The organism is Sulfuriferula multivorans (assembly GCF_003851125.1).
Lineage (GTDB): Bacteria > Pseudomonadota > Gammaproteobacteria > Burkholderiales > Sulfuriferulaceae > Sulfuriferula > Sulfuriferula multivorans.
Map to the genome: position 1 here is coordinate 25,350 of NZ_BGOW01000029.1, position 22,944 is coordinate 48,293.

Genomic DNA, 22,944 nt, shown 5'->3' on the forward strand with positions numbered 1-22,944 from the left:
TTCAACCGGGTTCACGGGTTTGAAGCTTTGAAACAGCATTGCGGCACTCAATTGGATTGCCCATCGCCATCTCTTTCTGCGAATACTTCCTTGGCGGCAAAAATGCCATTCAATGCGGCAGGGAATCCCGCATAAACCGCCATTTGTATCATGATTTCCACTATGTCCTGTCGCGTGCAGCCGACGTTGAGCGCTCCATGAATATGAACCTTGAGCTGTGGCTGCGCATTTCCTAATGCGGCGAGTGCCGCAACCGTAGCGATTTCACGCTCTTTCAGGGAAAGCACGCCGCGGGAATAAACATCTCCGAAAGGAAACTCGATCGTGTAGCGGGCAAGATCGGGGGCGATGTCTTTCAGTGCTTCAATTACCCGTTCGCCGGCCTGTCCGTCAATTTCCTTGAGCTTTTCCCAGCCGCGTTTATAACGATCGGATTCCATGAGTCACTCCTGATGTGCTGTTAATCGGCATGCGTCTGTGTACATCAACCCATAGAACGCCGCATGTTCAGAACGTCAACGCCATAAGAATTATCAATCAGACAACGCCAGCCCCCATCCTCGGACTTCCTGAAAACATAGGTAGGCTGCCTTTCCATAGAAACGGGAGATGATGCCTTCCCTTCAGTAGTCAACTTCAGATTGCAGACAACCAGCGCTACACCACCACCTTCTATGATATGGAAGTCTCTCTGGGTTACCACCAGACTCTGGTTGAAGAAATCGAAAATGGCTTCGAATGCTGTAGCTATTTCCTTCTTACCTCGAGCGAATCGACCTGGTTCAATGACCAAGGTCGCGTCTTCTTCATAAAAATCCATAAGTGCGATCAGATCTCTCCGATTGATTGCCTGATCCGCACGTTCGATTGCTTTAGCTAGTTCGTGATCATTCATGTCAGTAACTCCAGCCAAGGTTGCTGCCTCACGCTAAAAAGCGAATTTGCTTTCGTAGTCTTTTAGCTGTTCATTCATAGCTTGATTCCTCCCGTACATTGCTTCAAAACACTCGCTCTATAACGGAATTAGTCTATTTGTAGCATAGCTAAGCAAGCATTCAGGTCATTGATCACTTACGACAGTTCCCTGGTGGTACACGATCTTCCAATCGAGACCGGACCGCCGCCAGATGGTAGACCGACGTGTCATTCGTTCACCCTGAAGGAGCGTATAGGTGAGGAGGTAATTGTCGGCAGCGATCTCGATGCAGTGAAAATCCTTCGCCTCCCAGCTATCTTCGATCGGGTTCGCGGAACGCTGCTCCAGCACATCCAAAATGTACTCCCGACTATAACGACGACCTGAAGCGCCGACTTCCCAAAACGTAGCTTCCGTCATCTTCTCGAAATCAAGGCGCGTCGTTCCAAATTCGGAGCGATGGAAAATGGGCTCCCGTTGCATGAGTTCTTTCATAACATCCAAAAGCTTTGGGTCAGTAATCAAAACGGGCTCCATATTTGACATGAAATCAGGCCTCGTTTTTAGCATTGGCAGCACTCAGCCGCGCCTGCACTTCAAACCGATTGTCCCAATACGGATTGTTCCCGCGCACCCACTGATAGAGACTTGAAGCGGGATAGGCAAGGAAGAAGAACAAACCCCAACGCTCGTATTGCCTTACGTGTTCATGCTCATGAGCACGCAAATGCTCAAGGTTGTGCGCGGTTAGGCCGATGACGACATGGCCGAAGGTTATGGCACAAAATGGCAGCCTATGCAGCAGGCGGAAGTCGGGTTTCACCTGCTGCGACAATGCGATTTCAAGCACGCCGCAAACGCTGTGAGCCTTGGCTCCGGCAAGGAGCAGAGGTGCCGCGAGAACCAAGCCAACCACCGAGCATGGCACCGCCCAGATATAGCGCACCAGACGAGGGAGAAACTTAGTGGCGTTAGGCATGGGAGATGGGCCTTGCGGCAAACGAAGACTCATGACAGCAGAAATCATGTCACCACCTGAAATCTTTCTTCTGTTCGCACCAGTTAATTTTTCGATAAAACAGTTCGAGTAGCCGGTAGTGTAGTTGCACGGTTACTAATCGCAGTAACCCAATTTCTCAAATTAGGGTAGTCACACAGATTAATCTCGGCCATATCCTCTAAAATTACCGACCATGGGTATAGCGCAATATCAGCGATAGAATATTCGCCACAGAGGTATTCTCGTCCATCAAGTTGTTGATTAAGGATAGAACAGTATCGAACGAGCTTGTCCTTATAACGCTGAAGAATGGCCTCGGAAATTTCCTAAGCATCTTTCAACATGTAATGGTACAACTCCACCATTGTGGGGCATACGTTGGCAACTTCAAACATCAACCATTTCACAACTTCAGCTCGATCAGTAAGGTCAGTTGGCAACAGTTTTCTGGTTTTTTCCGCAAGGTAATACAGGATTGCACCGGACTCAAAAGTGTAGTGCCATTGTCTGTATCAACAATAGCGGGCACGGTGGCATTAGGATTTATCGCGATAAAATCATCCGAAAATTTCCCGCCATTTTGTTTCTCCACGCATTTGACAGTATAGGGCAAACCGATTTCTTCAAGCATGATTGAAATCTTTCGAATATTCGGACTTTCGCTGTGCATTGTATAAAAAACAATCATTGGTGTGCTCCTATTGAAATGGATATGGTTGGGACTGTTGACGCATCTTGACCTTCCCATACAGGGAAGGTTTATATTGCTAAGTTACCAACCAATATAGTCGGAGTACGCCATGATTGAATTTAAAGTTGATGACATGACCTGTGGCCACTGCGCCGGGGTGATTACCAAGGCCGTCGCTGCGGTGGATGCGAAAGCCAAGGTAGCCATTGATATTCCCAACCGCACGGTACGCATTGACGGCAGCTCCCGGCAACAGGCGATTCAGGATGCGATTACCGAGGCGGGCTATACCCCGGTTCTGGTCGCCTGATTCAGGAACGCTGGACGCCGGAGAAATCAGCGCAACTACTCGAGCGCCAGCCTGTATCCAACCCCGGCCTCGGTAAGGAAGAAACGTGGCTGAGCCGGATTTTCTTCCAGTTTGTGGCGAAGCTGGCCCATGTAGATGCGCAAATAATGGCTGCTTTCGACGTGGGAAGGCCCCCATATTTCACGCAGAATTTGACGATGGGTCAGCATTTTCCCGGCATTACGGACAAGCAGTGCAAGCAGCCGGTATTCGATGGGCGTGAGATGCACCATTTGCCCACCGCGCATTACGCTGTGGTTGACTAGGTCGACACGCACCCCGCCAAACTCAACGACAGTCGCGCCTGCTGCGCCCGTCTTCTGGTGGCGCCTGAGCGCAACCCGTACCCGTGCCAACAACTCCCCAACGCCGAAAGGTTTGGTCAGATAATCGTCCGCGCCGGCATCCAGCGCCGCAATCTTGTCCATCTCGTGGGATCTTGCCGACAACACGATGATGGGCAGTTCCGACCAGCCCCGTAGATCGCGGATGAACTCGATGCCATCGCAGTCCGGCAGCCCCAGGTCAAGAATGACGAGGTCCGGTTTGCGCGTGCCTGCTTCGATCAACCCCTGCCGCACTGTTTCGGCCTCGTAGACCTGCCAGCCCTCAGCTTCGAGTGCGTCTCGCACAAAACGACGAATTTGTTTCTCGTCCTCAACGAGGATGGCGATGGGTGTGATCTCGTTCATTCTGGCTTTGGCCCCGCGTGTTCCGGACGCTCATCTTCGAGGAAGTCAGTGAGCGTCGGCGGCATGCCGCGCGGCAGCGTGAATATGAAACGGGCGCCACCCGCGGGAATGTTTTCCGCCCAGATGCGCCCTTTGTGGGCCTCGACGATGGCGCGGCAGATGGCCAGCCCCAAGCCCACACCTGGCGTTACCGACTCCCTTTCGCCGCGCGTGAATTTCTCGAATATCGCTTCTTCTTTTCCCGGTGGCAATCCCGGCCCATTGTCGCTGACCGAAATCTGGACTTCATAGCCTTCAATGCGCGCCTCGACCCGGATCTCGCTGCCCGGCGGCGTATATTTCGCTGCGTTTTCGAGTAGATTGCAAAACACGCGCTCGATCAGCACCGCGTCGAATTCCAGCAGTGGAAGGTCCGGAGGCAGCGCAACATGTATCCGGTGGCTGGACAATTGCTGTTCGCGTGCCTTGAGCGCGCTGCCGACCACCTCTTCCAGCGGCTGCCATTGCCGGTTGAGTTTGACGTCGCCTGCCTGCAGGCGGGCCATATCCAGCAGGTTATTGACCAGCGCGTTCATGCGGAAGGCTTGCTCCCGAATCGCGCCGGCCATTTCGAACTGCGCCCCGTTGAGCGCCGGTTTGGTGAGGGTGAGCGCATCAGCCAGGCCGACAAGGGCAGTCAGCGGCGTGCGCAAGTCGTGCGACAAAGCAGATAGCACTGAATTACGCAGCCGTTCGGACTCGATCCTCAGCGTCGCCTCCTGTGCCACCTGGATGTAATGGACGCGCTCCAGAGCAGTAGCAATCAGCGCGGCAAATGCATCCAGTTGGCGCCGCTGCTCCGGGATCATCAGCCAGCGCGGATTGATCGGCTCCACTGCCAGAACACCCCGCGTGCGCATCGGCGCAATCAGCGGCAAGTACAGCATTGGGCTGCCTGGTAAAGTGTCCGTGCCGAAACCGGCAGGCTCCGCATGATCAAAAGACCACTGGGCAATCCCATAGTCGATGGCGGAAACCGGTCCTGCATCATCGATCATTACAGGTGCTTGCAGCTTGTCGTGTTCGTCCGCCAGCAGAACACCCACCTTGACGCCGAAGGTGCTTTCAACAAACTTGTGGCTGAGGACAATAATCTGCTCCGGGAGCAATACTGCGGAAAGGTCCCGGGCCATTTCATAAAGCGCCCGCAGGCGCGACTCGCGTTGTGATGCCACACGTGCCTGATATTGGAGACTGGCAGTCAACTGGCCGATAATGAGCGCCACCGAAAGCATCACCGCAAACGTCAGCAGGTACTGCACATCGCTGACGGCGAACGACAGACGCGGCGGAACCAGAAAAAAATCGAACAGCGCAACGCTTACAAAGGAAGCCATAACAGCCGGGCCGCGTCCGAATCTGACTGCCACGAGGACCACGGCGAGCAGGAAAAGCATGACAACGTTAGCGAGATCGAAATAAGGCAGCACCTGGGTAGCCAGCACCGTCGTGGCCGCGCAGACAGCCACTGCCCAGACATAGGATGGCCAGGACGTTCCGGAGCCCTCACGCCATACGCGTCGTTCTGCCGGACTCCTCAGGCGATCCTCAGGCGATTCCTGTGCAATCTGGATCACATCCATATCCGACGACAATTGACCGATCCGGTCCGCAAAGGAACGTTTCCATGGCAGCCAGCTTTTCACGGAGTCCCGCCCGACGATGATCTTGCCAAGATTGTGACTGCGCGCATAGTCGACGACTGTCTCAGCCACATCCTGGCCGGCCAGGGTGGCAGTGTTGGCCCCCAATTCGTGGGCCAGTCGAAGCGTACTCAGGATACGTGCGCGTTCGGCTTCGGGAAGGCGCTGCAGCCGTGGGGTTTCCACGTACACAGCGTGCCAGTCCACATCGAGTTGGCTGGCGATGCGACTTGCGCTGCGCACGATTTTTTTCGAACCCCGATGCGGCCCCACACACACCAGCAAAGACCCCTTGGTCTGCCACACGGTCTCGATGGATTGCTCCAGCCGGTACGTGCGCATCTGATCGTCGACGCGGTCGGCAGTCCGCCGCAGCGAGAGTTCGCGCAGGGCGATCAGGTTGCCTTTGCGGAAGAAGTTCCGTATCGCTCCTTCGGCCTGCTGGGGCAGGTAGACCTTGCCCTCCTTGAGCCGCTGCAGCAGCTCGTCAGGCGTAATGTCAACCAGAACCACCTCGTCGGCCTGATCAAACGCCTTGTCCGGTACCGTTTCCTGCACGCGGATGCCGGTGATACTCCCCACAATGTCGTTGAGCGTTTCCAGATGCTGGACGTTGACTGTGGTCAACACATCAATGCCTGCAGCAAGGAGTTCCTCAATATCCTGCCAGCGCTTTGGGTGACGTGAGCCCTCGACGTTCGAGTGGGCCAGTTCGTCTACCAGGATAAGCGCCGGTTTGCGTTTGAGGGCACCGTCAAGGTCGAATTCACGCAAGATTTTTCCGCGATATTCAACCTCTCTGAGAGGCAGCACCTCCAGCCCATCCAGCAACGCCATTGTCTCGGATCTGCCGTGGGTTTCGACGATGCCAACCACCACATCACGTCCCTGGGCCCGGAGTTGGCGGGCTGCCGACAGCATCGAATAGGTTTTCCCGACACCAGCGGATGCGCCAAAGAATATCTTGAGCTTGCCCCGCTGGGCTTTCTCTTCCTCGCGCAGTATTTTGTCGAGGAGCGCATCTGGATTGGGGCGTTGATCGGTCATGTTAATCAGTATAAAGCGATATCCATCCCGTCAATGTAGTGCGCTCAGCGCCAGATTGAGCTGCAACACATTCACCCGTGGCTCACCCAATACGCCAAGCTGGCGGTCCTCGGTATGCTGTCGCACCAGCCGGCGTACTTCCTTGACAGGCAAGCCCCGCACCCGGGCCACACGCTGCACCTGATATTCCGCTGCGGCCGGGCTGATCTGAGGGTCGAGACCGCTGCCGGAAGCGGTGACGAGGTCCACCGGGATCGGTGCGGTATTGCCGGGGTCGGCATCGCGCAAGGCTTTCACCCTGGCTTTGACAGCATCGATCAAGGCCGGATTGGTCGGCCCCAGGTTGGAGCCGCTGGATGCGGCAGCGTTATCAGGCATAGGCCCCGTGGCTGAGGGGCGGCCCCAGAAATACTTGGGGTCGCTGAAGTTCTGGCCGATCAGTGCCGAGCCCATTGGCCTGCCGTCTTTCATGATCAGGCTGCCATTCGCCTGTTCTGGCATGAGCCCCTGGGCAATACCCGTTACGACGAGCGGGTAGGCGATGCCGGTGATCAGCGTGAGAACGAGGAAACTGATAATGGCTGGTTTAAGTTCTTTTAGCATGGCAATTCCTTTCCATTAAACCCATCCGAAGGTGACGAGAATCATGTCGATCAGCTTGATCCCGATGAAGGGAACGATGATGCCGCCGACGCCATAGATGAGCAGGTTGTTGCGCAACAGCACTTCCGCGCCGACAGGACGGTATTTCACACCCTTTAGTGCCAGGGGAATGAGGGCGACGATAATCAGGGCATTGAAGATTACCGCCGACAGGATCGCGCTTGCCGGCGTGGCCAGATGCATCACGTTCAAGGCAGCCAGCGCCGGATAGGTAGTAACAAAAGCCGCCGGGATGATGGCGAAATACTTGGCCACGTCGTTAGCGATACTGAAGGTGGTAAGGGCGCCCCGCGTCATCAGCATCTGTTTGCCGGTTTCCACGATCTCGATCAGCTTGGTGGGATTCGAATCCAGGTCCACCATGTTGCCCGCCTCCTTGGCAGCCTGCGTGCCGGTGTTCATCGCCACCGCCACGTCGGCCTGGGCCAGCGCCGGCGCATCGTTGGTGCCGTCGCCTGTCATCGCCACCAGGCGGCCCTGCGACTGATGTTCCCGAATGAGCTTGAGTTTCGCCTCGGGTGTGGCCTCGGCCAGGAAGTCGTCCACCCCTGCCTCGGCGGCGATGGCTGCCGCGGTAAGACGGTTGTCGCCGGTGATCATGATGGTCTTGATGCCCATGCGGCGCAGTTCGGCAAAACGCTCCTTGATGCCGCCCTTGACGATATCCTTGAGTTCCACCACGCCCAGCACCTTGGTGCCATCGGCCACTACCAGGGGCGTACTGCCGCGGCGCGCAGCATCATCAACCAGAGTTTGTACATCGTGAGGAAAATCGCCGCCCAGACTCTTCACATGGTCACGAATTGAATCGGACGCGCCTTTGCGGATCTGCCTGGCGTCCAGATTGACCCCGCTCATACGGGTGTGTGCGGTGAAGGGCACGAAAGTGGCACCAAGCTCATGAATGTTGCGTTCGCGCAACTCGAATTTCTGCTTGGCCAACACCACGATGCTGCGTCCCTCGGGCGTTTCGTCCGCAAGGGAGGCAAGCTGGGCGGCATCGGCCAGTTCACGCTCGGTCACCCCGCTGGCAGGGTGGAATTGGTTAGCCTGACGATTGCCCAGGGTGATGGTGCCGGTCTTGTCCAGCAGCAGCACGTCTACATCTCCGGCCGCCTCAACTGCACGGCCGGATGTGGCGATGACATTCTTCTGCATCATGCGCCCCATCCCTGCCACCCCGATGGCTGACAGCAGACCGCCGATGGTGGTGGGAATCAGGCAAACCAGCAGCGCCACCAGCACGGTGATCGTGACCGGCTGGCCTGCTTTCGCCACCTCGACGCTATACAGCGAAAAAGGCAGCAGGGTCACAGTGGCCAGCAGGAAAATGATCGTCATCGCCACCAGCAGAATGGTCAGGGCGATTTCGTTAGGCGTTTTCTGGCGCTTGGCCCCTTCCACCATGGCAATCATGCGGTCAATGAAGGCTTCGCCAGGGTTGACCGTGACGCGTACCACGAGCCAGTCGGACAGCACCGTGGTGCCCCCCGTGACGGCGTTGAAGTCGCCGCCGGATTCGCGGATCACAGGAGCCGATTCGCCGGTGATGGCGCTCTCGTTTACCGAAGCAACGCCTTCGATCACCTCACCGTCCGCCGGTATCATGTCGCCAGCTTCCATCAGCACCACGTCGCCGCGCCGTAAATCCGTGCCAGGCACGGAATCTAGCTGAGCGCCATAGCGCGGCTCGCGCAGTTTTTTGGCAAGTACCGTCTTCTTGGCGGCGCGCAGCGATGCGGCCTGGGCCTTGCTGCGACCTTCTGCCAGTGCCTCGGCAAAGTTGGCGAACAGCACGGTGAACCAGAGCCATAACGTGATTGCCAGAATGAAGCCGATCGGCGCTTCGCCGTGCCCACCCAAGGCCTGGAAGAACAGGATCGTGGTCAGGATGCTACCGATCCACACCACGAACATCACCGGATTTTTCATTTGCTGCTGGGGTGTCAATTTCTTCAATGCATCCCACAGCGCCTGCTTGGCGATCTCGCGATCGAACAGGGAAAAAGTCTTGCTTCTGCTGGTCATATCAATTCTCCTAAACAGCCCGCAATTAATGCGCGCCGATCATGGTCAGGTGCTCGACAATTGGACCAAGGCCCAACGCTGGCACGAAGGTCAGCGCCCCAACCAGAATCACTGTGCCGATCAACAGCCCGACAAATATCGGGGTATGGGTGTGCATGGTTCCTGCCCCCTCCGGAATGCGCTTCTTCGCCGCCAGGGAACCGGCCAGGGCCAGCACCGGGATCATCAGCCAGAAGCGGCCAAACCATGCCGAGAAGCCCAGTGCGGTGTTGTAGAAGGGCGTATTCGCGGAGATGCCGGCAAACGCGCTGCCGTTGTTGCCGACAGCCGACGTAAACGCATACAGAACCTCGCTGAAACCATGGGCGCCCGGGTTGAAAATGCTGCTCTTGCCTGCGTCCAGCATGACCGCCAGGGCCGTTCCACCCAGGATGATCAGTGGCGGGATCAGAATGACCAGGGATGCCATCTTGATGTCGAAGACCTCGATTTTCTTGCCCAGGTATTCCGGCGTGCGCCCGATCATCAAACCGGCGATAAATACCGCGATCACGGCGTAGATCAGCATGACGTACAGCCCCGATCCCACCCCGCCGAACACGACTTCACCGAGTTGTATTTGCGCCAAGGGCACCAGTCCGCCCAGGGGCATGAACGAATCGTGCATGCTGTTCACCGCACCGCACGAGGCGGCCGTGGTGACGGTGGCAAACAGGGCGGAGTTGACGATGCCGAAGCGGGTTTCCTTGCCTTCCATGTTGCCGCCGGGCTGGGTTGCGGAAGCGGTTTGGTCCACGCCCAGCGCAGCAAACGCGGGGTTGCCCTGCTGTTCCGAAATCTCCGCCACCGCCAGGAAGCCTGCGAACAACACGGTCATGGCGGCGAGGATGGCCCAGCCCTGGCGCGTATCACCCACCATGCTGCCGAAGGTGTAGCAAAGGGCGGCGGGGATCAGGAAAATCGCCAGCATTTCCAGGAAATTGGTTAACGGCGTGGGGTTCTCGAACGGGTGCGCAGAGTTGGCGTTAAAGAAGCCGCCGCCGTTGGTGCCCAGCTCCTTGATCGCTTCCTGCGAGGCAACCGGTCCAAGCGCGATGGTCTGCTCCTTCACGGTCATTTTTTCCGTCACCGGATTGCCGGTGGCGTCCTTCATCGGATTGCCAGCCGCGTCCAGCTTCGGCTGGTCATAACTGACGCCATCCACGAGGGGAACGGATTTATATTCCGAGAAGTTCTGCACCACGCCCTGGCTGACCAGCACCAGCGCGAGCAGAACTGACAGCGGCAGCAGGATGTAGACGATGCTGCGGGTCATGTCCACCCAGAAGTTGCCGATGGTTTCCGCGCTATGCCGGGCCAAACCGCGAATCAGAGCCACAAGGACAGCCATGCCACTGGCGGCAGAGAAGAAGTTCTGTACTGCCAGAGCCACCATCTGCGTGAGGTAGCTCATGGTGGATTCGCCAACGTAGCCCTGCCAGTTGGTGTTGGTGACGAAACTTAACGTCGTGTTGAAGGAAGAATCCGGGCTAATCGCACCGAAATGCTGGGGATTCAGCGGCAGCAAGCCTTGCAGCCGCTGCATGGCATATACCGCCAGCACCCCGAGCAGGCTGAACCACAATACGGCGAACGCATACCGGGTCCAGCGCATCTCCTCTTCGCGATTCACCCCGCACAGGCGGTAAAACAGATTTTCAGCAGGCGCCATCCAGCGCACAAACGCTGGCAGCTTGCCCTCGTAGACTCGCGCCATGTACCAGCCCAGGGGCTTCGTCAGGGCTAGAAGCACCCCGAGGAACAAGGCGATTTGCAGCAATCCATTCGCACTCATGAAAATAGCTCCGGTTTAAGCAATGCGACGACGAGATACACCATCAAGCCTATGGCGACGATTGCGCCTAATGTGTAAATCCAGGTCATGACGGCCTCCTTAGCTTTTCGCAGCCATGGACAAAAAGGGCCGATAGCCCAAAAAAGACCACAATAAGCCCGAGATAAAGTAAGTCCATTTGATTTCCCCCAGTGAAGATTCACTATAGGCATGCTAGATGGCAGGGGATAAAAATGGCCTAAAGATTGCGGGGAGATGTATAAAGATTTCGTAAAAACAGCTGGGAGGGCGTAGACAGTCGCAGCACCAGGCACTAACGTCGATTTCACCAAGGCAGTGGCTGGCGTGGATGCGATTGCCGAGGCGGGCTATATCCCGGTTCTGGTCGCCTGATTGAGGAACGCCAGCAATTTGTCGGCGTGGCGTTCCAGTTCAGCGGATGAATCATGCTCGCCGGGCAGGATCAGCAATTGCACGGCGTCACTGCTGCGTTGTGCATGGATTTCGCGAGCCTCGCTAACCGGGATAATAGTGTCGTCGCTGCCGTGGACCAGCAGCACCGGGCAACGGATTCGGGTAATGGTATGACGCGGCGCGATGGCATCGAAACGATGACCGATGATGTGCTGCACATAGCGTATGACATACCATCCGAACGGCATGTAGGGCACGTGACGGGCGGCCAGAAAGCGCCGCATCATGTTGGCCGGGTGAGAAAATGCCGCGACGCTGACCACGGCAACCAGATCCTTGCGGCGCGACGCCGCCAGCAGCACCGCGCCGGCACCGACCGAGTGCCCGAGCACGGCGATTTTTGCCGCATCCACTCCCGGCTGCTGCACCAGCCATCCCAGCGCGTAATCCAGGTCTTCGGCAAAGCGCGGCAGCGAAGCAAAGTTATCGTCATCACTGCGCCCATGACAGCGCGCATCGAACAACAGCACGGCATAACCCGCCTGATTCAGTGGTGCCGCCACCGGCAGCATCATCTCGGCATTGCTGCCCCAGCCGTGCAGCACCACCACTGCCGGAGCCCGCGCGTTATCGGCCGCGGGGATATACCAGCCGAACAGTTGTTTGTTGCGCGCGGCGGGGATGGAAACGGTCTGGTATGCCAGGCCGCGCAACGCGGGCGAGCCCTGCTCAGGGATGCGCGGCGCACGCAGGCTGTAGCGGATCAGCCAGTTTAAACCTGCAATGACGAGCGCGATTGCCAGCAGGGTGAATGCAACCGATGCGAGCGACATGTCTGTCAGGTTCAGTCGTGTTCCTCAACCCCGAACAGCGCCAGCTTGATTTTTCTCAGCTGGTCGCGCAGCTCGGCGGCACGTTCGAATTCAAGATTTCTGGCGGCGGTCAGCATGTCTTTTTCGATGCGCTTGAGGTCGCGGGTAAGGGTTTTTTCGTCCATCGCCTTGTAGCTGGCCAGGTTTTGCGCGGCCTTGAGTTCCTGACGTGCGCCGTCCATGTCGTACACGCCGTCGATGATGTCCTTGATGCGCTTGACCACGCCGCGCGGGGTAATGCCATGTTCCAGATTGAACGCAATCTGCTTGTTGCGGCGGCGCTCGGTTTCATCCATCGCGCGACGCATCGAGTTGGTGATGCGGTCGGCGTACAGAATCGCGCGGCCATTGAGGTGACGCGCGGCGCGGCCGATGGTCTGGATCAATGAACGCTCGGAACGCAGAAAGCCTTCCTTGTCCGCATCGAGAATGGCCACCAGCGAAACCTCCGGGATATCCAGCCCTTCGCGCAGCAGGTTGATGCCTACCAGCACGTCGAATAATCCCAGGCGCAGGTCGCGGATGATTTCCACGCGCTCTACGGTGTCAATGTCGGAGTGCAGGTAGCGCACCTTGATGCCGTGCTCGGCCAGATAGTCGGTGAGGTCTTCCGACATGCGCTTGGTCAGGGTCGTCACCAGCACGCGCTCGCCCAGCGCCACGCGCAGGTTGATCTCGGACAGCACATCGTCCACCTGACTGGTCGCCGGGCGCACCTCGATCTGCGGGTCGACCAGCCCGGTAGGACGCACCACCTGCTCGACCACCTGACCCTGATGCTGCTGTTCGTAATCCGCCGGAGTGGCTGATATGAACACGGTCTGGCGCATCACCCGCTCGAATTCATCGAAGCGCAGCGGCCGGTTGTCCATGGCCGAAGGCAGGCGGAAGCCGTAATTGACCAGGTTTTCCTTGCGTGCGCGATCGCCCTTGTACATGCCGCCGATCTGCGGGATGGTGACATGGGATTCGTCGATAAACATCAGCGCATGCGGTGGCAGGTAGTCGATCAACGTCGGTGGCGGCTCGCCCGGTTTGCGCCCGGACAAGTGGCGCGAGTAGTTTTCGATGCCCTTGCAGAAGCCTAGCTCGTTCATCATTTCCAGATCGAAGCGCGTGCGCTGTTCCAGACGCTGGGCTTCCACCAGCTTGTTTTCCTTGTAATAAAATTCCAGGCGCTCGCGCAACTCGACCTTGATCGCCTCGATGGCGCGCAGCGTGGTGCTGCGCGGCGTGACGTAATGGCTGGACGGATACACCGTAAAGCGCGCCAGCTTGTGCAGGATATGGCCGGTGAGCGGGTCGAACAGGGTGATGGACTCCACCTCGTCGTCGAACAGCGAGACACGCACCGCGTGCTCCGCACTTTCCGCCGGGAAGATATCCAGCACATCGCCGCGCACGCGGAACACGCCGCGCTTGAATTCGATCTCGTTGCGGTCGTATTGCATGGCGATGAGGCGTTGAATGGCGTCGCGCTGACCCAGCTTTTCGCCCTGGTGCAGATGCAGGATCATGCCGTGATAATCGACCGGATCGCCGATACCGTAGATGGCGGAAACCGTCGCCACGATCACGCTGTCGTTGCGTTCCAGCAACGCCTTGGTGGCCGACAGGCGCATCTGCTCGATGTGCTCGTTGATGCTGGAATCTTTTTCGATGAACAGATCGCGCGCCGGCACATAGGCCTCGGGCTGATAGTAGTCGTAATAGGAAACAAAATACTCGACCGAGTTTTCCGGAAAAAACTCGCGCATCTCCGAATACAGCTGCGCCGCCAGCGTCTTGTTGGGTGCCATGACGATCGCCGGACGCCCGAGCCGGGCGATCACATTGGCCATGGTGTAAGTCTTGCCCGAGCCGGTCACGCCGAGCAGGGTCTGGAATGCCAGGCCGTCGTTGATGCCTTCCACCAGTTTTTCGATGGCGGCTGGCTGGTCGCCGGCCGGCAAAAATGGCTGATGCAGACGGAATGGACTATTGGGAAAAGTGGCAATCACAGGTAAAATTCGCGCTTTCGTGTCATCAAAATAAACATTGCATCCTATCACGCCGGGTATTTGATTCTGCCCGCATTGCCAGCCCTAAGGACCCAAGTTGGAACTCTCGAAGCGCGTACAGGCCATCAAGCCCTCCCCCACCCTTGCCGTCACCGCGCGTGCAGCCAGATTAAAAGCAGAAGGCAAGGACATCATCGGCCTCGGCGCAGGCGAACCGGATTTCGATACCCCGCAACACATCAAGGATGCGGCAGTAGACGCCATTGCCCGTGGCTTCACCAAATACACCGCAGTGGGCGGCACCCCGTCCCTGAAGCAGGCGGTCATCAACAAGTTCAAGCGCGACAACGGGCTGGACTACACCGCCAAACAAATCCTGGTGTCATGTGGTGGCAAACAGAGTTTTTTCAACCTAGTGCAGGCGCTGATCAACCCCGGCGATGAAGTCATCATTCCCGCGCCGTACTGGGTTTCCTACCCGGACATCGTGATTCTGGCCGGCGGCAAACCGGTCATCGTCGAAGCCGGCATTGACCAGGGCTTCAAGATTACGCCGCAGCAACTGCAAGCGGCGCTCAACGCCAATACCCGACTGGTGGTACTCAACAGCCCCAGCAACCCGAGCGGTGCGGTGTACAACCTGGCCGAATTGACCGCACTGGGTGAAGTATTACGGCGCCACCCGCAGGTCATCATCGCCACCGACGACATGTATGAACACATCCTGTTGCAGGATGCGCCGTTCGTGAACATCCTCAACGCCTGCCCGGATCTCTATCCGCGCACCATGGTGCTCAACGGCGTATCCAAGGCCTATGCCATGACCGGCTGGCGCATCGGTTATTGTGCCGGACCGGAAATGCTGATTACGGCGATGGAAAACGTGCAGTCGCAGTCCACTTCCAATCCCACCTCGATCTCGCAAGTGGCGGCCGAGGCCGCGCTGAACGGTGACCAGAGCTGCATCCAGCCGATGCTGACGGCCTTCCGCGAGCGCCATGAATACGTGGTGGCCGCGCTCAACGCGATACCCGGCGTGAATTGCCTGCATGGCGGCGGCGCGTTTTACGCCTTTCCCGATACGCGTTCTGCCATCGCGCGGCTGCATCGTGAAGGCAAACTCGCCAGCGCCACCGACGTGGCGTTCAGCGAATACCTGCTGGAACAAGGCGGTGTGGCAGTGGTGCCAGGCTCCGCCTTCGGCGCGGAAGGTTATATTCGCCTGTCTTTTGCCACGTCCATGGACAATCTCAAAGCTGCGCTGGAGCGCATTCACAAGCTCCTCGCCTGAAACCGTATCCGCACCGCAGCATGAAAAAAGGCCGGTCACCCGGCCTTTTTTCATTTCCATCGCCCCTGTTTTAAAAACGATGGTTATATTGCACGCTGAGGATATCGACACTGTTGTCGTACGTGCCCACTAGTTTTCCGGTACTCGCACTGCCCATATTGATAGAGGAACTATTGATAAAGATGTGGGTGTAACCGGCATCCACCGAGGCAGCGCTGGAAAGCTTGTAGCTTGCCCCAACCGACAGCCAGGTACGATTGGCATCCGGAATGCGTGCGGTACGGTATGGGTCCGATACCGGCGACTGGTCATAGGCAATTCCGCTGCGCAGCTTGAGTTTGTCGGTGGCCTGGTAGTTGGCGCCCACCGAATAACGCAGCGTGTCATCCCAGTTTTCCGTAGTGAGCGCGACCAGTGCACCCGAGTCGCGCACGATACGCAACTCCTTGAAGCGGCTCCAGCGCGTCCAGGTCACGTCTCCCATTACCGCCCATTGCGGGTTGATCTGGTGGAAACCGCTCAATGAAACCGTTTCAGGCAAGGTCATTTCCGCACTGATCGGACCATTCAGCGCAGGCACGCCACCGCTGAATGTCACATCCCCCTCCAGCTTGTGGCGCACATCCGAGCGGTACGCCAGACCAAAGCGCGTTGCCGGATCCAGTTCGTACAACACGCCCAGATTGTAGCCCACACTCCAGTCATCACCCTTCACTTGCGCCAAGCCCTCGGCCACGCCCAGGTTGACTGCATTGGTGAGTTCCGCCTTGATGTATTGCGCATCCAGCCCTGCACCCACGGACAACTTGTCATTGATCTTATAGGCGAGCGAAGGATTGATATTGACGGTTTGCAACTCCGACTTGATCGCTTGAAAACGCCCCATCCAGCCCGGGTCATACTCGGTCTTGAGGCCGAACGGCGAGGAAATGCCGATACCCGCACGCAACTGCGGGCTCAATTCCGCCACGTAATAAAAATTGGGCACTGCAGCCCAGTACCCTGCGTCGCCACCACTATTACCCAGCGAACGCCCAGTCGCCGCTGTACTGGCCGTATTGGAAAACTCTATCGTCGGTTTGATGGCATGCAGTACCAGCGACATCTGCTGACCCGACAAGCGCGTCATCCCGGCCGGGTTAAAAAACAAAGTGCTGGCATCCTCTGCACTGGCTGCACCGCCCGCAAATGCATTGCCCAAGCCACTGGCGCTCTCCTCAATCAACGCAAATCCGGATGCTGCTGCAAGATTGGCCGTGGTTAGTCCGAACCCACTTATTAATGCTGCTATTACAGTTTTTTTAATAGTCATCCTCTCACCCCGATCTTATAAATTTGATGCACAAGAAACGCAATGCGCCAAGTCTTGATCCACCATCGCAGAAGTATACCCTCGGCACTACCTGATTTTTACAATCAAATGAGGGCAGCAAGAAGTTTTTGAGACGAGCATATTAACAAAACAGCCATAGCAAACGCATAACACAGTTGACCAAATGCCCTGCTTACTTTAACATTCGCGCTTCTCAATTCCCTGATAGCTCAGTTGGTAGAGCGACGGACTGTTAATCCGCAGGTCCCTGGTTCGAGTCCAGGTCGGGGAGCCAAAACACAAGCGCTTAGGCCATTCTTCGGATTGGCCTTTTTGCTTTTCCGAGTGTTCTGTATTGACTCGAGGCGCCACCTTGGGTCACACGCTCATCCACACGTCAAAGGAATCGACATGCAGGCAGACCAAGTTCTAAACCACTTGAAAAAACATGGGCAGCTTCTCGACTTGGAGATAGCTTCAGCAACCGGGATTGCACTGGCTCAAGTGCGCAAGACACTGGCTGACTTAACGACACGGGGAGAAATATCCCAGTGCAGCGTCACCCACTTCAATGGCAACAAGCGTATTGATGGTTTTCAGTGCAGGATTTCGGGCTATGTGCCGCCCGTCGCACCAGGTCGAAAGGCCGGGCCTACCAAAAGCGCCTCATCAGACTAGAAACGAGGAAACCATTGAAGATACGTCGGAGTGAAGCGGATCAAGGCCCCTGACCGCCAGCGACGATGGGTTCAAGAACGAACTCGGGCACAAGACGTTTTCGCTTCGAAGCCGTCTTGGCAGTCCAGGAGTCCAGCGGGTGATCCCTTCAGCGAGGGGTGATCCCAGTGGGTTTCAACCGATATTAAGGAGCAATACCAGTGACCAACGCACAACGCCGAGCAGCCGCTGCCCGCATGGCTGAAATAAATGGCAGCAAGCCTGAACCAACGCCCGGCAACGCGTTCTGCCCTCAAGAGGCAGGCGCGTATTACCTCACTGACGTGGGTACTGTGAGCAACACGATCAATCTGTTTTCCAAAGACCTCAAGCCGCCTGTTCACACCTACGGCATCATCACCGTTGATTTTGATCTGGATCCTGAGACCGGCAAATGGATCTGGTTTGATGGCGAGAAAAATCAATCCCCGCGCAAGAACCAGGATGGCTGGCGTCTTGGCAGCAGGAAGTTATATGACACACGCGAAGGCGCAGAGGCCGAGCTTCAGCGCGAGATGGTCAAAAACGGTGACCGGGTGACCAAGGTGCATGACCTGCCCGACGATATGACTGCGCTGAAAAAGATGCGTAGCGCCCACCATCCAGACCGCAACTCCGATGCCGATCAGGATCTCTATCAGGCTGTGGTCGAGAAGCTGGACAGGATGCGCTCGTTGAGTCAGTGAACCGTACCGAAGCCTGACCGATTCAGTACATAGTGGTGTCACCTGCCTATAGAGGAGAGCGGCATGTTAGTAGTAGAAGCAGTGAGCCCAAATGAATCAGCGCACTCAATGCGCAAACTATTCAAAACTTTAGAGTATCTTCGGGACAAAACGGGAAACCCCGACTTGTTAGTATTAGCGGTGCAGATACTTCTGGAGGTCTCCATGAGGGCGGAGACGCCGATGCCCGAGCTGGAGTCAGCCGTTGGGGTTAGCCAAGCTACCATCTCCCGCAACGTGGCAAAACTGGGGGACGGGGTGACCTTCAAGGAAAAGGGAGCGGGACTTGTGGAAGCCTATGAGGACCCCAAATACCGCAGAAGGAAGTTGGTCAAACTCACGCCCAAAGGCAGGCGTGTGGTGGACGAGCTGTACATCCTGCTCAACAGCTAAGAGGTTCCGCATGATTAAGAAAAGAGCAATGGTGTACTGCGGCTGACGGTTCTTAGACATGCTTGAATCAATCCAAGCGTGCCCACGATCCAGATCAACCGTGACGATTCACCCTGCAATCAATTTTTAATGGGACGTGCATGTCTGGTTTGGTCCAACTTCGCAATACAACCAACACAGAGCATCCCACGCCTATCATGGCCGAGTGGTACGTCTATATCCTCCAGTGCGCAGATCGCACCCTCTACACCGGTGTAACTACCGATATCACCGCACGCGTCGTCACCCACAACGCTGGCAAGGGTGCCAAATACACGCGTGGCAGGTTACCGGCAGTGCTGGTGTATCAAGAGAAAGCCAGTGATCGCGGAGCTGCGCTCAGACGCGAACATGCCATTAAGCAAATGCGTGCGGAGAAAAAGCGGCAATTATTTCGAGTGTAGGGTTGGCACGATGGCAACCATGCTTGAGCGAACGGGCTTCTCGTGATCCCCTTGAGGGTGGTACCAGCGTTCTGGGCATGAGTACGCCTGATCAATTTTCGATGCACGCCTGGATTTCTGGCTGTCTCCATTTGTCGGCCAGACGGGCTGTATAATCGCCACTTTTTTTGAGCATCCGCCATGTGGTTTAAAAACATCTTCGTTTATCGCCTTGCCTCTGACTGGGCCATGAGCGCCACGACCCTGGAAGAGAAACTCTCCCTTCACCCGCTTCAGGCATGCGCTGGCCTGGACAAGCAAAGTCGGGGATGGGTTTCCTGTCATGGGGATGATCGCCTGGTCCACGCATCAAATCGGCAGATGTTGATTACGCTTGGTGTAGAGCAGAAATTGCTGCCTGCATCCATAGTCAACCAGTTTGCCAAGGATCGCGTAGCTGATCTGGAAGCGCAGCAGGGCTACCGCGTTGGACGCAAGGAGAAGAAGGAGATCAAGGAACGAGTCACCGAAGAACTTCTCCCGCGCGCGTTTGCGCATCGGCGCATGACCTATGTGTGGATCGATCCGGTCAATGGTTGGCTGGTTGTGGATGCCGCCTCCCCGGCCAAGGCGGATGAAGCGCTGGAATTGCTGGGAAAGACGCTGGACGATCTACCGCTCAAACTGTTGCACACCCAGCGCTCTCCTGTTGCGGCAATGACGGACTGGCTCGCTGGGGGCGAATCGCCCGCTGGTTTCACCATCGACCGTGAACTGGAGCTCCGCTCCAGCGATGCAGGCAAGGCCACGGTGCGCTATGTCCGGCATGATCTGGAGGGCGATGAAATCCGTGCGCACATTGCCGCCGGCAAGACTGCCACCCGGCTGGGAATGACCTGGAATGACCGGATTTCTTTCGTGCTGACCGAACAACTCCAGATCAAACGGCTCGACTTTCTGGACATCATCAAGGAACAGGCCGAGACCCAGGCAGAGTCAGCAGACGAGATGTTCGATCTCGATTTTGCCCTGATGACTGGGGAACTGGCGAAGATGCTGGCTGATCTGGTCAACGCGCTCGGCGGCGAAAACCTGCAGCCGGCATGACTTGATTTACAAGTGAAATCAGCCAACCTCTCTATTCCCTCCTCTTAACCTATAGAATTGTGCTGGTCAGCACTTCATTACAATTCGTCAGAAAAGCCTCCTCGCCATGCAACCATCCGCCCCAATGACCCACCAGGAAATTCAGCAGCTGGAAAACTGGCTTGCATCACCCATGTTCAGTGGCAAGGCCATGCCGCTGGACCGTCTACAAGGCTTTCTGGCTGCCGTGGTGAGCTCACCTGACATCATCCTGCCAAGTGTCTGGATGCCGGAAGTGCTGGGTTGCGCGCCAACGTATGATTCGATGGAGCAGGCGCAGGCGTTCATGGATCTGCTGATGCGGTTTTACAATGAAGTAGCCAGTACACTCCCGGATAAGAAACCGCTCAAGCTGATCCTGAAGCCGAAGGTATCCGGGGAACCGGATATGGACTATCAATCCTGGTGCGAGGGCTATATTTCCGGGTGGTCGCTGTCGAAAGAAGAATGGCTGCGCCCTGGCAACGAACCGCTCAAAAAGCTGACCTTCCCCATTCTGTTTCTGTCCGGAGCATTCCGCGAAGCCGCAGAATTCAGCGGGCAGAAATATATCCCTGACGCTGACGACCTAAAAGTACAACAGGATTGTGTCGCGATGCTGCCGCAAGCCGTGACTGGCATATACAATTTCTGGCTGACGAAGCGCCGTCTGGCCCCCTCCCCCGCCCGACGGGAAACACCCAAGGTGGGGCGCAATGAATTATGCCCATGCGGCAGCGGTAAGAAATTCAAGCAGTGCTGCGGCGCCAACCGGATCGTTCACTGACAACTTTCGCGTGAATACCCCTTGCACACATGAGCTCGGCCCTCAGCCGGAAGAATTGCGTCAGACGGCGCTGTTCTGGTTGGCTGAGCCGGATGTCGCCCGCAAAGTCGAGGGGGTGGCGCTTCTGGCGCAAGCATGGATTGCCGGCAACGTCGTGCTGGATGCGCATGCCGCGTTGTCGCCACGATCCCCGTTACCCGGCCAACCGGATAAACCGGAACAGGTGGCACCGCGCCTGGTTAAACACCGCTCAATGAATACGCCGGAGGGGCGCGCTGTATTGATCCATGCGTTGGCGCATATCGAGTTCAATGCCATCAACCTGGCACTGGATGCCATTTGGCGATTCGCCGATATGCCGCTTGCGTATTACGCTGACTGGCTGCAGGTGGCGAAGGAGGAAGCGCTGCATTTCACACTGCTGAGCAAGCACTTGCAAAGCCAAGGGCATGTTTACGGTGATTTCCCGGCGCATAACAGCTTATGGGAGATGGCCGCCAAAACCCAGGGCGATATTCTGGCCCGCATCGCGCTGGTGCCCCGCACCATGGAGGCGCGCGGGCTGGATGCTTCACCACCCGTACGTGCCAAACTCGCGCAGGCGGGTGATATGGCCGCCGCAGCTATCCTCGATATCATCCTGCATGATGAAATTGGTCATGTCGGTATCGGCAACCGCTGGTATGGCTGGCTGTGCGAACAGCGCGGCCTGGATCCGGTCACCACCTACGCCCGCCTGGCCGCTGAGTACCGGGCACCGGTCATGCGCGGCCCATTCAATCTCGAAGCACGACGAGCAGCAGGTTTCAGTGAGATTGAATTGGCGGCGTTGGGACGGTCATGAACAAATTGAGCTGATGCCTTCGGGGTAGTATGGGGCTGAACAAAATCCTGTTGCAGTGAACCGGCAAGCTCATTTTGTCCAGATCGTGCCAAGCCGCTTTTCATCGAGCGCTTGCATCGCTCCCACCCGATGGGTGGTCATGCAATCGACACCTTCGCCAACCCGGATTTCAATATTTTCCATGACGCGGGCACACTCATCGTCATCTGTGCCAAACCATCCAGCCCGTTTGTGGAAGCCGACTGCTGGCTGGCGGCGGAAAACCTGATGCTGGCGGCCTGCGCCATCGGGCTGGGCAGTTGCGTCATCGGTTCTTCTGTTGCAGCACTGAACCTTCCGGAAGTGAAAGCGGAACTCGGCATCCCGGCAGAATTCAACGCCGTGGCGCCGCTCATTGTGGGCGTGCTGAGTGGAGAAACCGCTGCCACTTCAAGGAAGGAACCCTTGATTCTTTCCTGGAAAAAATGAGCTGAACCATTCGGATATGCGGCCTACTGCTCTGCGCAGACAACCGCCAGTCTCAGCCGACTATGTCGCCAGCCACAAGACTGGAGCCGGTTGTCGTGAAATTTGTACGCGCGGCCTTTCACAATGGCACTCCCACCCACACCGCGTTATTCCTTTAGCGGGGCTTCCTGGGGCTCTATACCCTCAATCTGGGGGATGCCTTTTCGCGGATGCTGCTTGATGGTCCGTTTCAATGCATCATCTCTCCAGGCGCTGTGGGCGCCGCTCTCCTGCGCCTCCAGTTCCTCCGTCAGGTTCTGCCCGGGCGGTTGCTGCTCGGCCTCCCCCCTGAAAATCGCATCTTCTGCCGTCAGCCAATCGTCGAGATCATGGCCAAGGACAGCGCCACGCTGCAGGTAGCGAAAATAGGCAGCTTCCCGAATCATGCGCTCGAGTTGCTCGAGGCTGATTTCTCTATCCGAAGGAACGTTGGAGCGACTTTCTGGAGTAATCGACGCACTTGTCTTATTAGCCATCTTTGCCCTTTCCGTAATTGACCAGAGAAATGAGAGATCGACGATGAATATTTATGTATATCCACTAGATAGTGTCGTCACGAGATAGCGAGCCAAAGCACCAAGCAGCGTATGCGGACTGCGGCCAGGAATGAGGAAGCGTTTTTAACGTAGCGCG

26 protein-coding genes and 1 tRNA gene are annotated in these 22,944 nt (G+C 56.9%); 11 read left to right on the top strand and 16 right to left on the bottom strand.

Annotated elements, in window-relative coordinates; translation table 11 throughout:
- Window positions 1-47: 47 nt before the first annotated feature.
- From EI185_RS13430 to EI185_RS18225, 6 genes are all read right to left on the bottom strand, one after another.
- The gene (locus EI185_RS13430; protein ID WP_124705668.1) at window positions 48-440 is read right to left on the bottom strand and encodes a carboxymuconolactone decarboxylase family protein; all 393 of its coding nucleotides are present in this window, start codon (window positions 438-440) and stop codon (window positions 48-50) included.
- Window positions 441-484: 44 nt separating this feature from the next.
- Window positions 485-895: a YybH family protein gene (locus EI185_RS13435; RefSeq protein WP_124705669.1), complete on the bottom strand. Its 411-nt coding sequence runs from the start codon at window positions 893-895 to the stop codon at window positions 485-487.
- 165 nt (window positions 896-1,060) lie between these two features.
- Window positions 1,061-1,462: a nuclear transport factor 2 family protein gene (locus EI185_RS13440; protein ID WP_223247838.1), complete on the bottom strand. Its 402-nt coding sequence runs from the start codon at window positions 1,460-1,462 to the stop codon at window positions 1,061-1,063.
- A gap of 4 nt (window positions 1,463-1,466) precedes the next feature.
- The gene (locus EI185_RS13445) at window positions 1,467-1,895 is read right to left on the bottom strand and encodes a hypothetical protein (protein WP_124705670.1); all 429 of its coding nucleotides are present in this window, start codon (window positions 1,893-1,895) and stop codon (window positions 1,467-1,469) included.
- A gap of 83 nt (window positions 1,896-1,978) precedes the next feature.
- Window positions 1,979-2,239: a glutathione S-transferase C-terminal domain-containing protein gene (locus EI185_RS18450; protein WP_223247845.1), complete on the bottom strand. Its 261-nt coding sequence runs from the start codon at window positions 2,237-2,239 to the stop codon at window positions 1,979-1,981.
- Window positions 2,240-2,319: 80 nt separating this feature from the next.
- Window positions 2,320-2,604, bottom strand: coding sequence for a glutathione S-transferase N-terminal domain-containing protein (locus EI185_RS18225; protein ID WP_223247839.1), 285 nt, complete (start codon window positions 2,602-2,604; stop codon window positions 2,320-2,322).
- Between the two features lie 112 nt (window positions 2,605-2,716).
- On the opposite strand from EI185_RS18225, the gene EI185_RS13455 reads away from it, so the two are divergent.
- On the top strand, window positions 2,717-2,917 hold the full coding sequence (locus EI185_RS13455) for a heavy-metal-associated domain-containing protein (protein WP_124705671.1): 201 nt from the start codon (window positions 2,717-2,719) through the stop codon (window positions 2,915-2,917).
- A gap of 35 nt (window positions 2,918-2,952) precedes the next feature.
- Here the strand turns inward: EI185_RS13455 and kdpE are convergent, their stop codons facing one another.
- From kdpE to uvrB, 8 genes are all read right to left on the bottom strand, one after another.
- Window positions 2,953-3,648, bottom strand: coding sequence for a two-component system response regulator KdpE (gene kdpE / locus EI185_RS13460; protein WP_124705672.1), 696 nt, complete (start codon window positions 3,646-3,648; stop codon window positions 2,953-2,955).
- A complete protein-coding gene (gene kdpD / locus EI185_RS13465) occupies window positions 3,645-6,377 on the bottom strand; it encodes a two-component system sensor histidine kinase KdpD (RefSeq protein ID WP_124705673.1) in 2,733 nt (910 codons plus the stop codon). Before kdpD ends, kdpE begins: the two co-directional genes overlap by 4 nt.
- Before the next feature lie 30 nt (window positions 6,378-6,407).
- Window positions 6,408-6,980, bottom strand: a complete 573-nt coding sequence (kdpC, locus tag EI185_RS13470) for a potassium-transporting ATPase subunit KdpC (protein WP_124705674.1) — start codon at window positions 6,978-6,980, stop codon at window positions 6,408-6,410.
- A 15-nt stretch (window positions 6,981-6,995) separates the two neighbouring features.
- Entirely contained in the window at window positions 6,996-9,068 is a 2,073-nt protein-coding gene (gene kdpB, locus EI185_RS13475; protein ID WP_124705675.1) for a potassium-transporting ATPase subunit KdpB, read from the bottom strand.
- Window positions 9,069-9,093: 25 nt separating this feature from the next.
- Window positions 9,094-10,902, bottom strand: a complete 1,809-nt coding sequence (gene kdpA, locus EI185_RS13480; RefSeq protein WP_124705676.1) for a potassium-transporting ATPase subunit KdpA — start codon at window positions 10,900-10,902, stop codon at window positions 9,094-9,096.
- Entirely contained in the window at window positions 10,899-10,991 is a 93-nt protein-coding gene (gene kdpF, locus EI185_RS13485; RefSeq protein ID WP_124705677.1) for a K(+)-transporting ATPase subunit F, read from the bottom strand. The genes kdpA and kdpF overlap by 4 nt, the downstream gene beginning before the upstream one ends.
- Before the next feature lie 279 nt (window positions 10,992-11,270).
- Entirely contained in the window at window positions 11,271-12,149 is an 879-nt protein-coding gene (locus EI185_RS13490) for an alpha/beta hydrolase (protein ID WP_124705678.1), read from the bottom strand.
- Window positions 12,150-12,160: 11 nt separating this feature from the next.
- A complete protein-coding gene (gene uvrB / locus EI185_RS13495) occupies window positions 12,161-14,188 on the bottom strand; it encodes an excinuclease ABC subunit UvrB (protein ID WP_124705679.1) in 2,028 nt (675 codons plus the stop codon).
- A gap of 97 nt (window positions 14,189-14,285) precedes the next feature.
- On the opposite strand from uvrB, the gene EI185_RS13500 reads away from it, so the two are divergent.
- A complete protein-coding gene (locus tag EI185_RS13500) occupies window positions 14,286-15,479 on the top strand; it encodes a pyridoxal phosphate-dependent aminotransferase (RefSeq protein WP_124705680.1) in 1,194 nt (397 codons plus the stop codon).
- A 70-nt stretch (window positions 15,480-15,549) separates the two neighbouring features.
- On the opposite strand, the gene EI185_RS13505 is transcribed toward EI185_RS13500, so the two are convergent.
- Window positions 15,550-16,791 (bottom strand): OmpP1/FadL family transporter, encoded by a 1,242-nt coding sequence (locus EI185_RS13505; RefSeq protein WP_124705681.1) that lies wholly within the window; start codon window positions 16,789-16,791, stop codon window positions 15,550-15,552.
- Window positions 16,792-17,010: 219 nt separating this feature from the next.
- Here EI185_RS13505 and EI185_RS13510 point away from each other — a divergent pair.
- From EI185_RS13510 to EI185_RS13550, 9 genes are all read left to right on the top strand, one after another.
- Window positions 17,011-17,086, top strand: a tRNA-Asn gene (locus EI185_RS13510).
- Window positions 17,087-17,202: 116 nt separating this feature from the next.
- Window positions 17,203-17,469 carry an ArsR family transcriptional regulator gene (locus EI185_RS13515; protein WP_124705682.1) on the top strand — a complete coding sequence of 89 codons (267 nt, stop codon included), beginning with the start codon at window positions 17,203-17,205 and terminating at the stop codon, window positions 17,467-17,469.
- Between the two features lie 200 nt (window positions 17,470-17,669).
- Window positions 17,670-18,194 (top strand): hypothetical protein, encoded by a 525-nt coding sequence (locus EI185_RS13520; protein WP_124705683.1) that lies wholly within the window; start codon window positions 17,670-17,672, stop codon window positions 18,192-18,194.
- Window positions 18,195-18,257: 63 nt separating this feature from the next.
- Complete coding sequence (locus EI185_RS13525; RefSeq protein WP_124705684.1) at window positions 18,258-18,626, top strand: MarR family winged helix-turn-helix transcriptional regulator; 369 nt, start codon at window positions 18,258-18,260, stop codon at window positions 18,624-18,626.
- A gap of 140 nt (window positions 18,627-18,766) precedes the next feature.
- Window positions 18,767-19,069: a GIY-YIG nuclease family protein gene (locus EI185_RS13530; RefSeq protein ID WP_223247840.1), complete on the top strand. Its 303-nt coding sequence runs from the start codon at window positions 18,767-18,769 to the stop codon at window positions 19,067-19,069.
- Window positions 19,070-19,249: 180 nt separating this feature from the next.
- Window positions 19,250-20,155 carry a recombination-associated protein RdgC gene (locus EI185_RS13535; RefSeq protein ID WP_124705685.1) on the top strand — a complete coding sequence of 302 codons (906 nt, stop codon included), beginning with the start codon at window positions 19,250-19,252 and terminating at the stop codon, window positions 20,153-20,155.
- 106 nt (window positions 20,156-20,261) lie between these two features.
- Window positions 20,262-20,960, top strand: a complete 699-nt coding sequence (locus EI185_RS13540) for a UPF0149 family protein (protein WP_124705686.1) — start codon at window positions 20,262-20,264, stop codon at window positions 20,958-20,960.
- Between the two features lie 10 nt (window positions 20,961-20,970).
- Window positions 20,971-21,804 carry a ferritin-like domain-containing protein gene (locus EI185_RS13545; RefSeq protein ID WP_223247841.1) on the top strand — a complete coding sequence of 278 codons (834 nt, stop codon included), beginning with the start codon at window positions 20,971-20,973 and terminating at the stop codon, window positions 21,802-21,804.
- Window positions 21,805-21,915: 111 nt separating this feature from the next.
- Complete coding sequence (locus EI185_RS13550; protein WP_223247842.1) at window positions 21,916-22,272, top strand: nitroreductase family protein; 357 nt, start codon at window positions 21,916-21,918, stop codon at window positions 22,270-22,272.
- A gap of 146 nt (window positions 22,273-22,418) precedes the next feature.
- On the opposite strand, the gene EI185_RS13555 is transcribed toward EI185_RS13550, so the two are convergent.
- Window positions 22,419-22,787: a DUF2934 domain-containing protein gene (locus EI185_RS13555; RefSeq protein WP_124705688.1), complete on the bottom strand. Its 369-nt coding sequence runs from the start codon at window positions 22,785-22,787 to the stop codon at window positions 22,419-22,421.
- Between the last annotated feature and the right edge of the window lie 157 nt (window positions 22,788-22,944).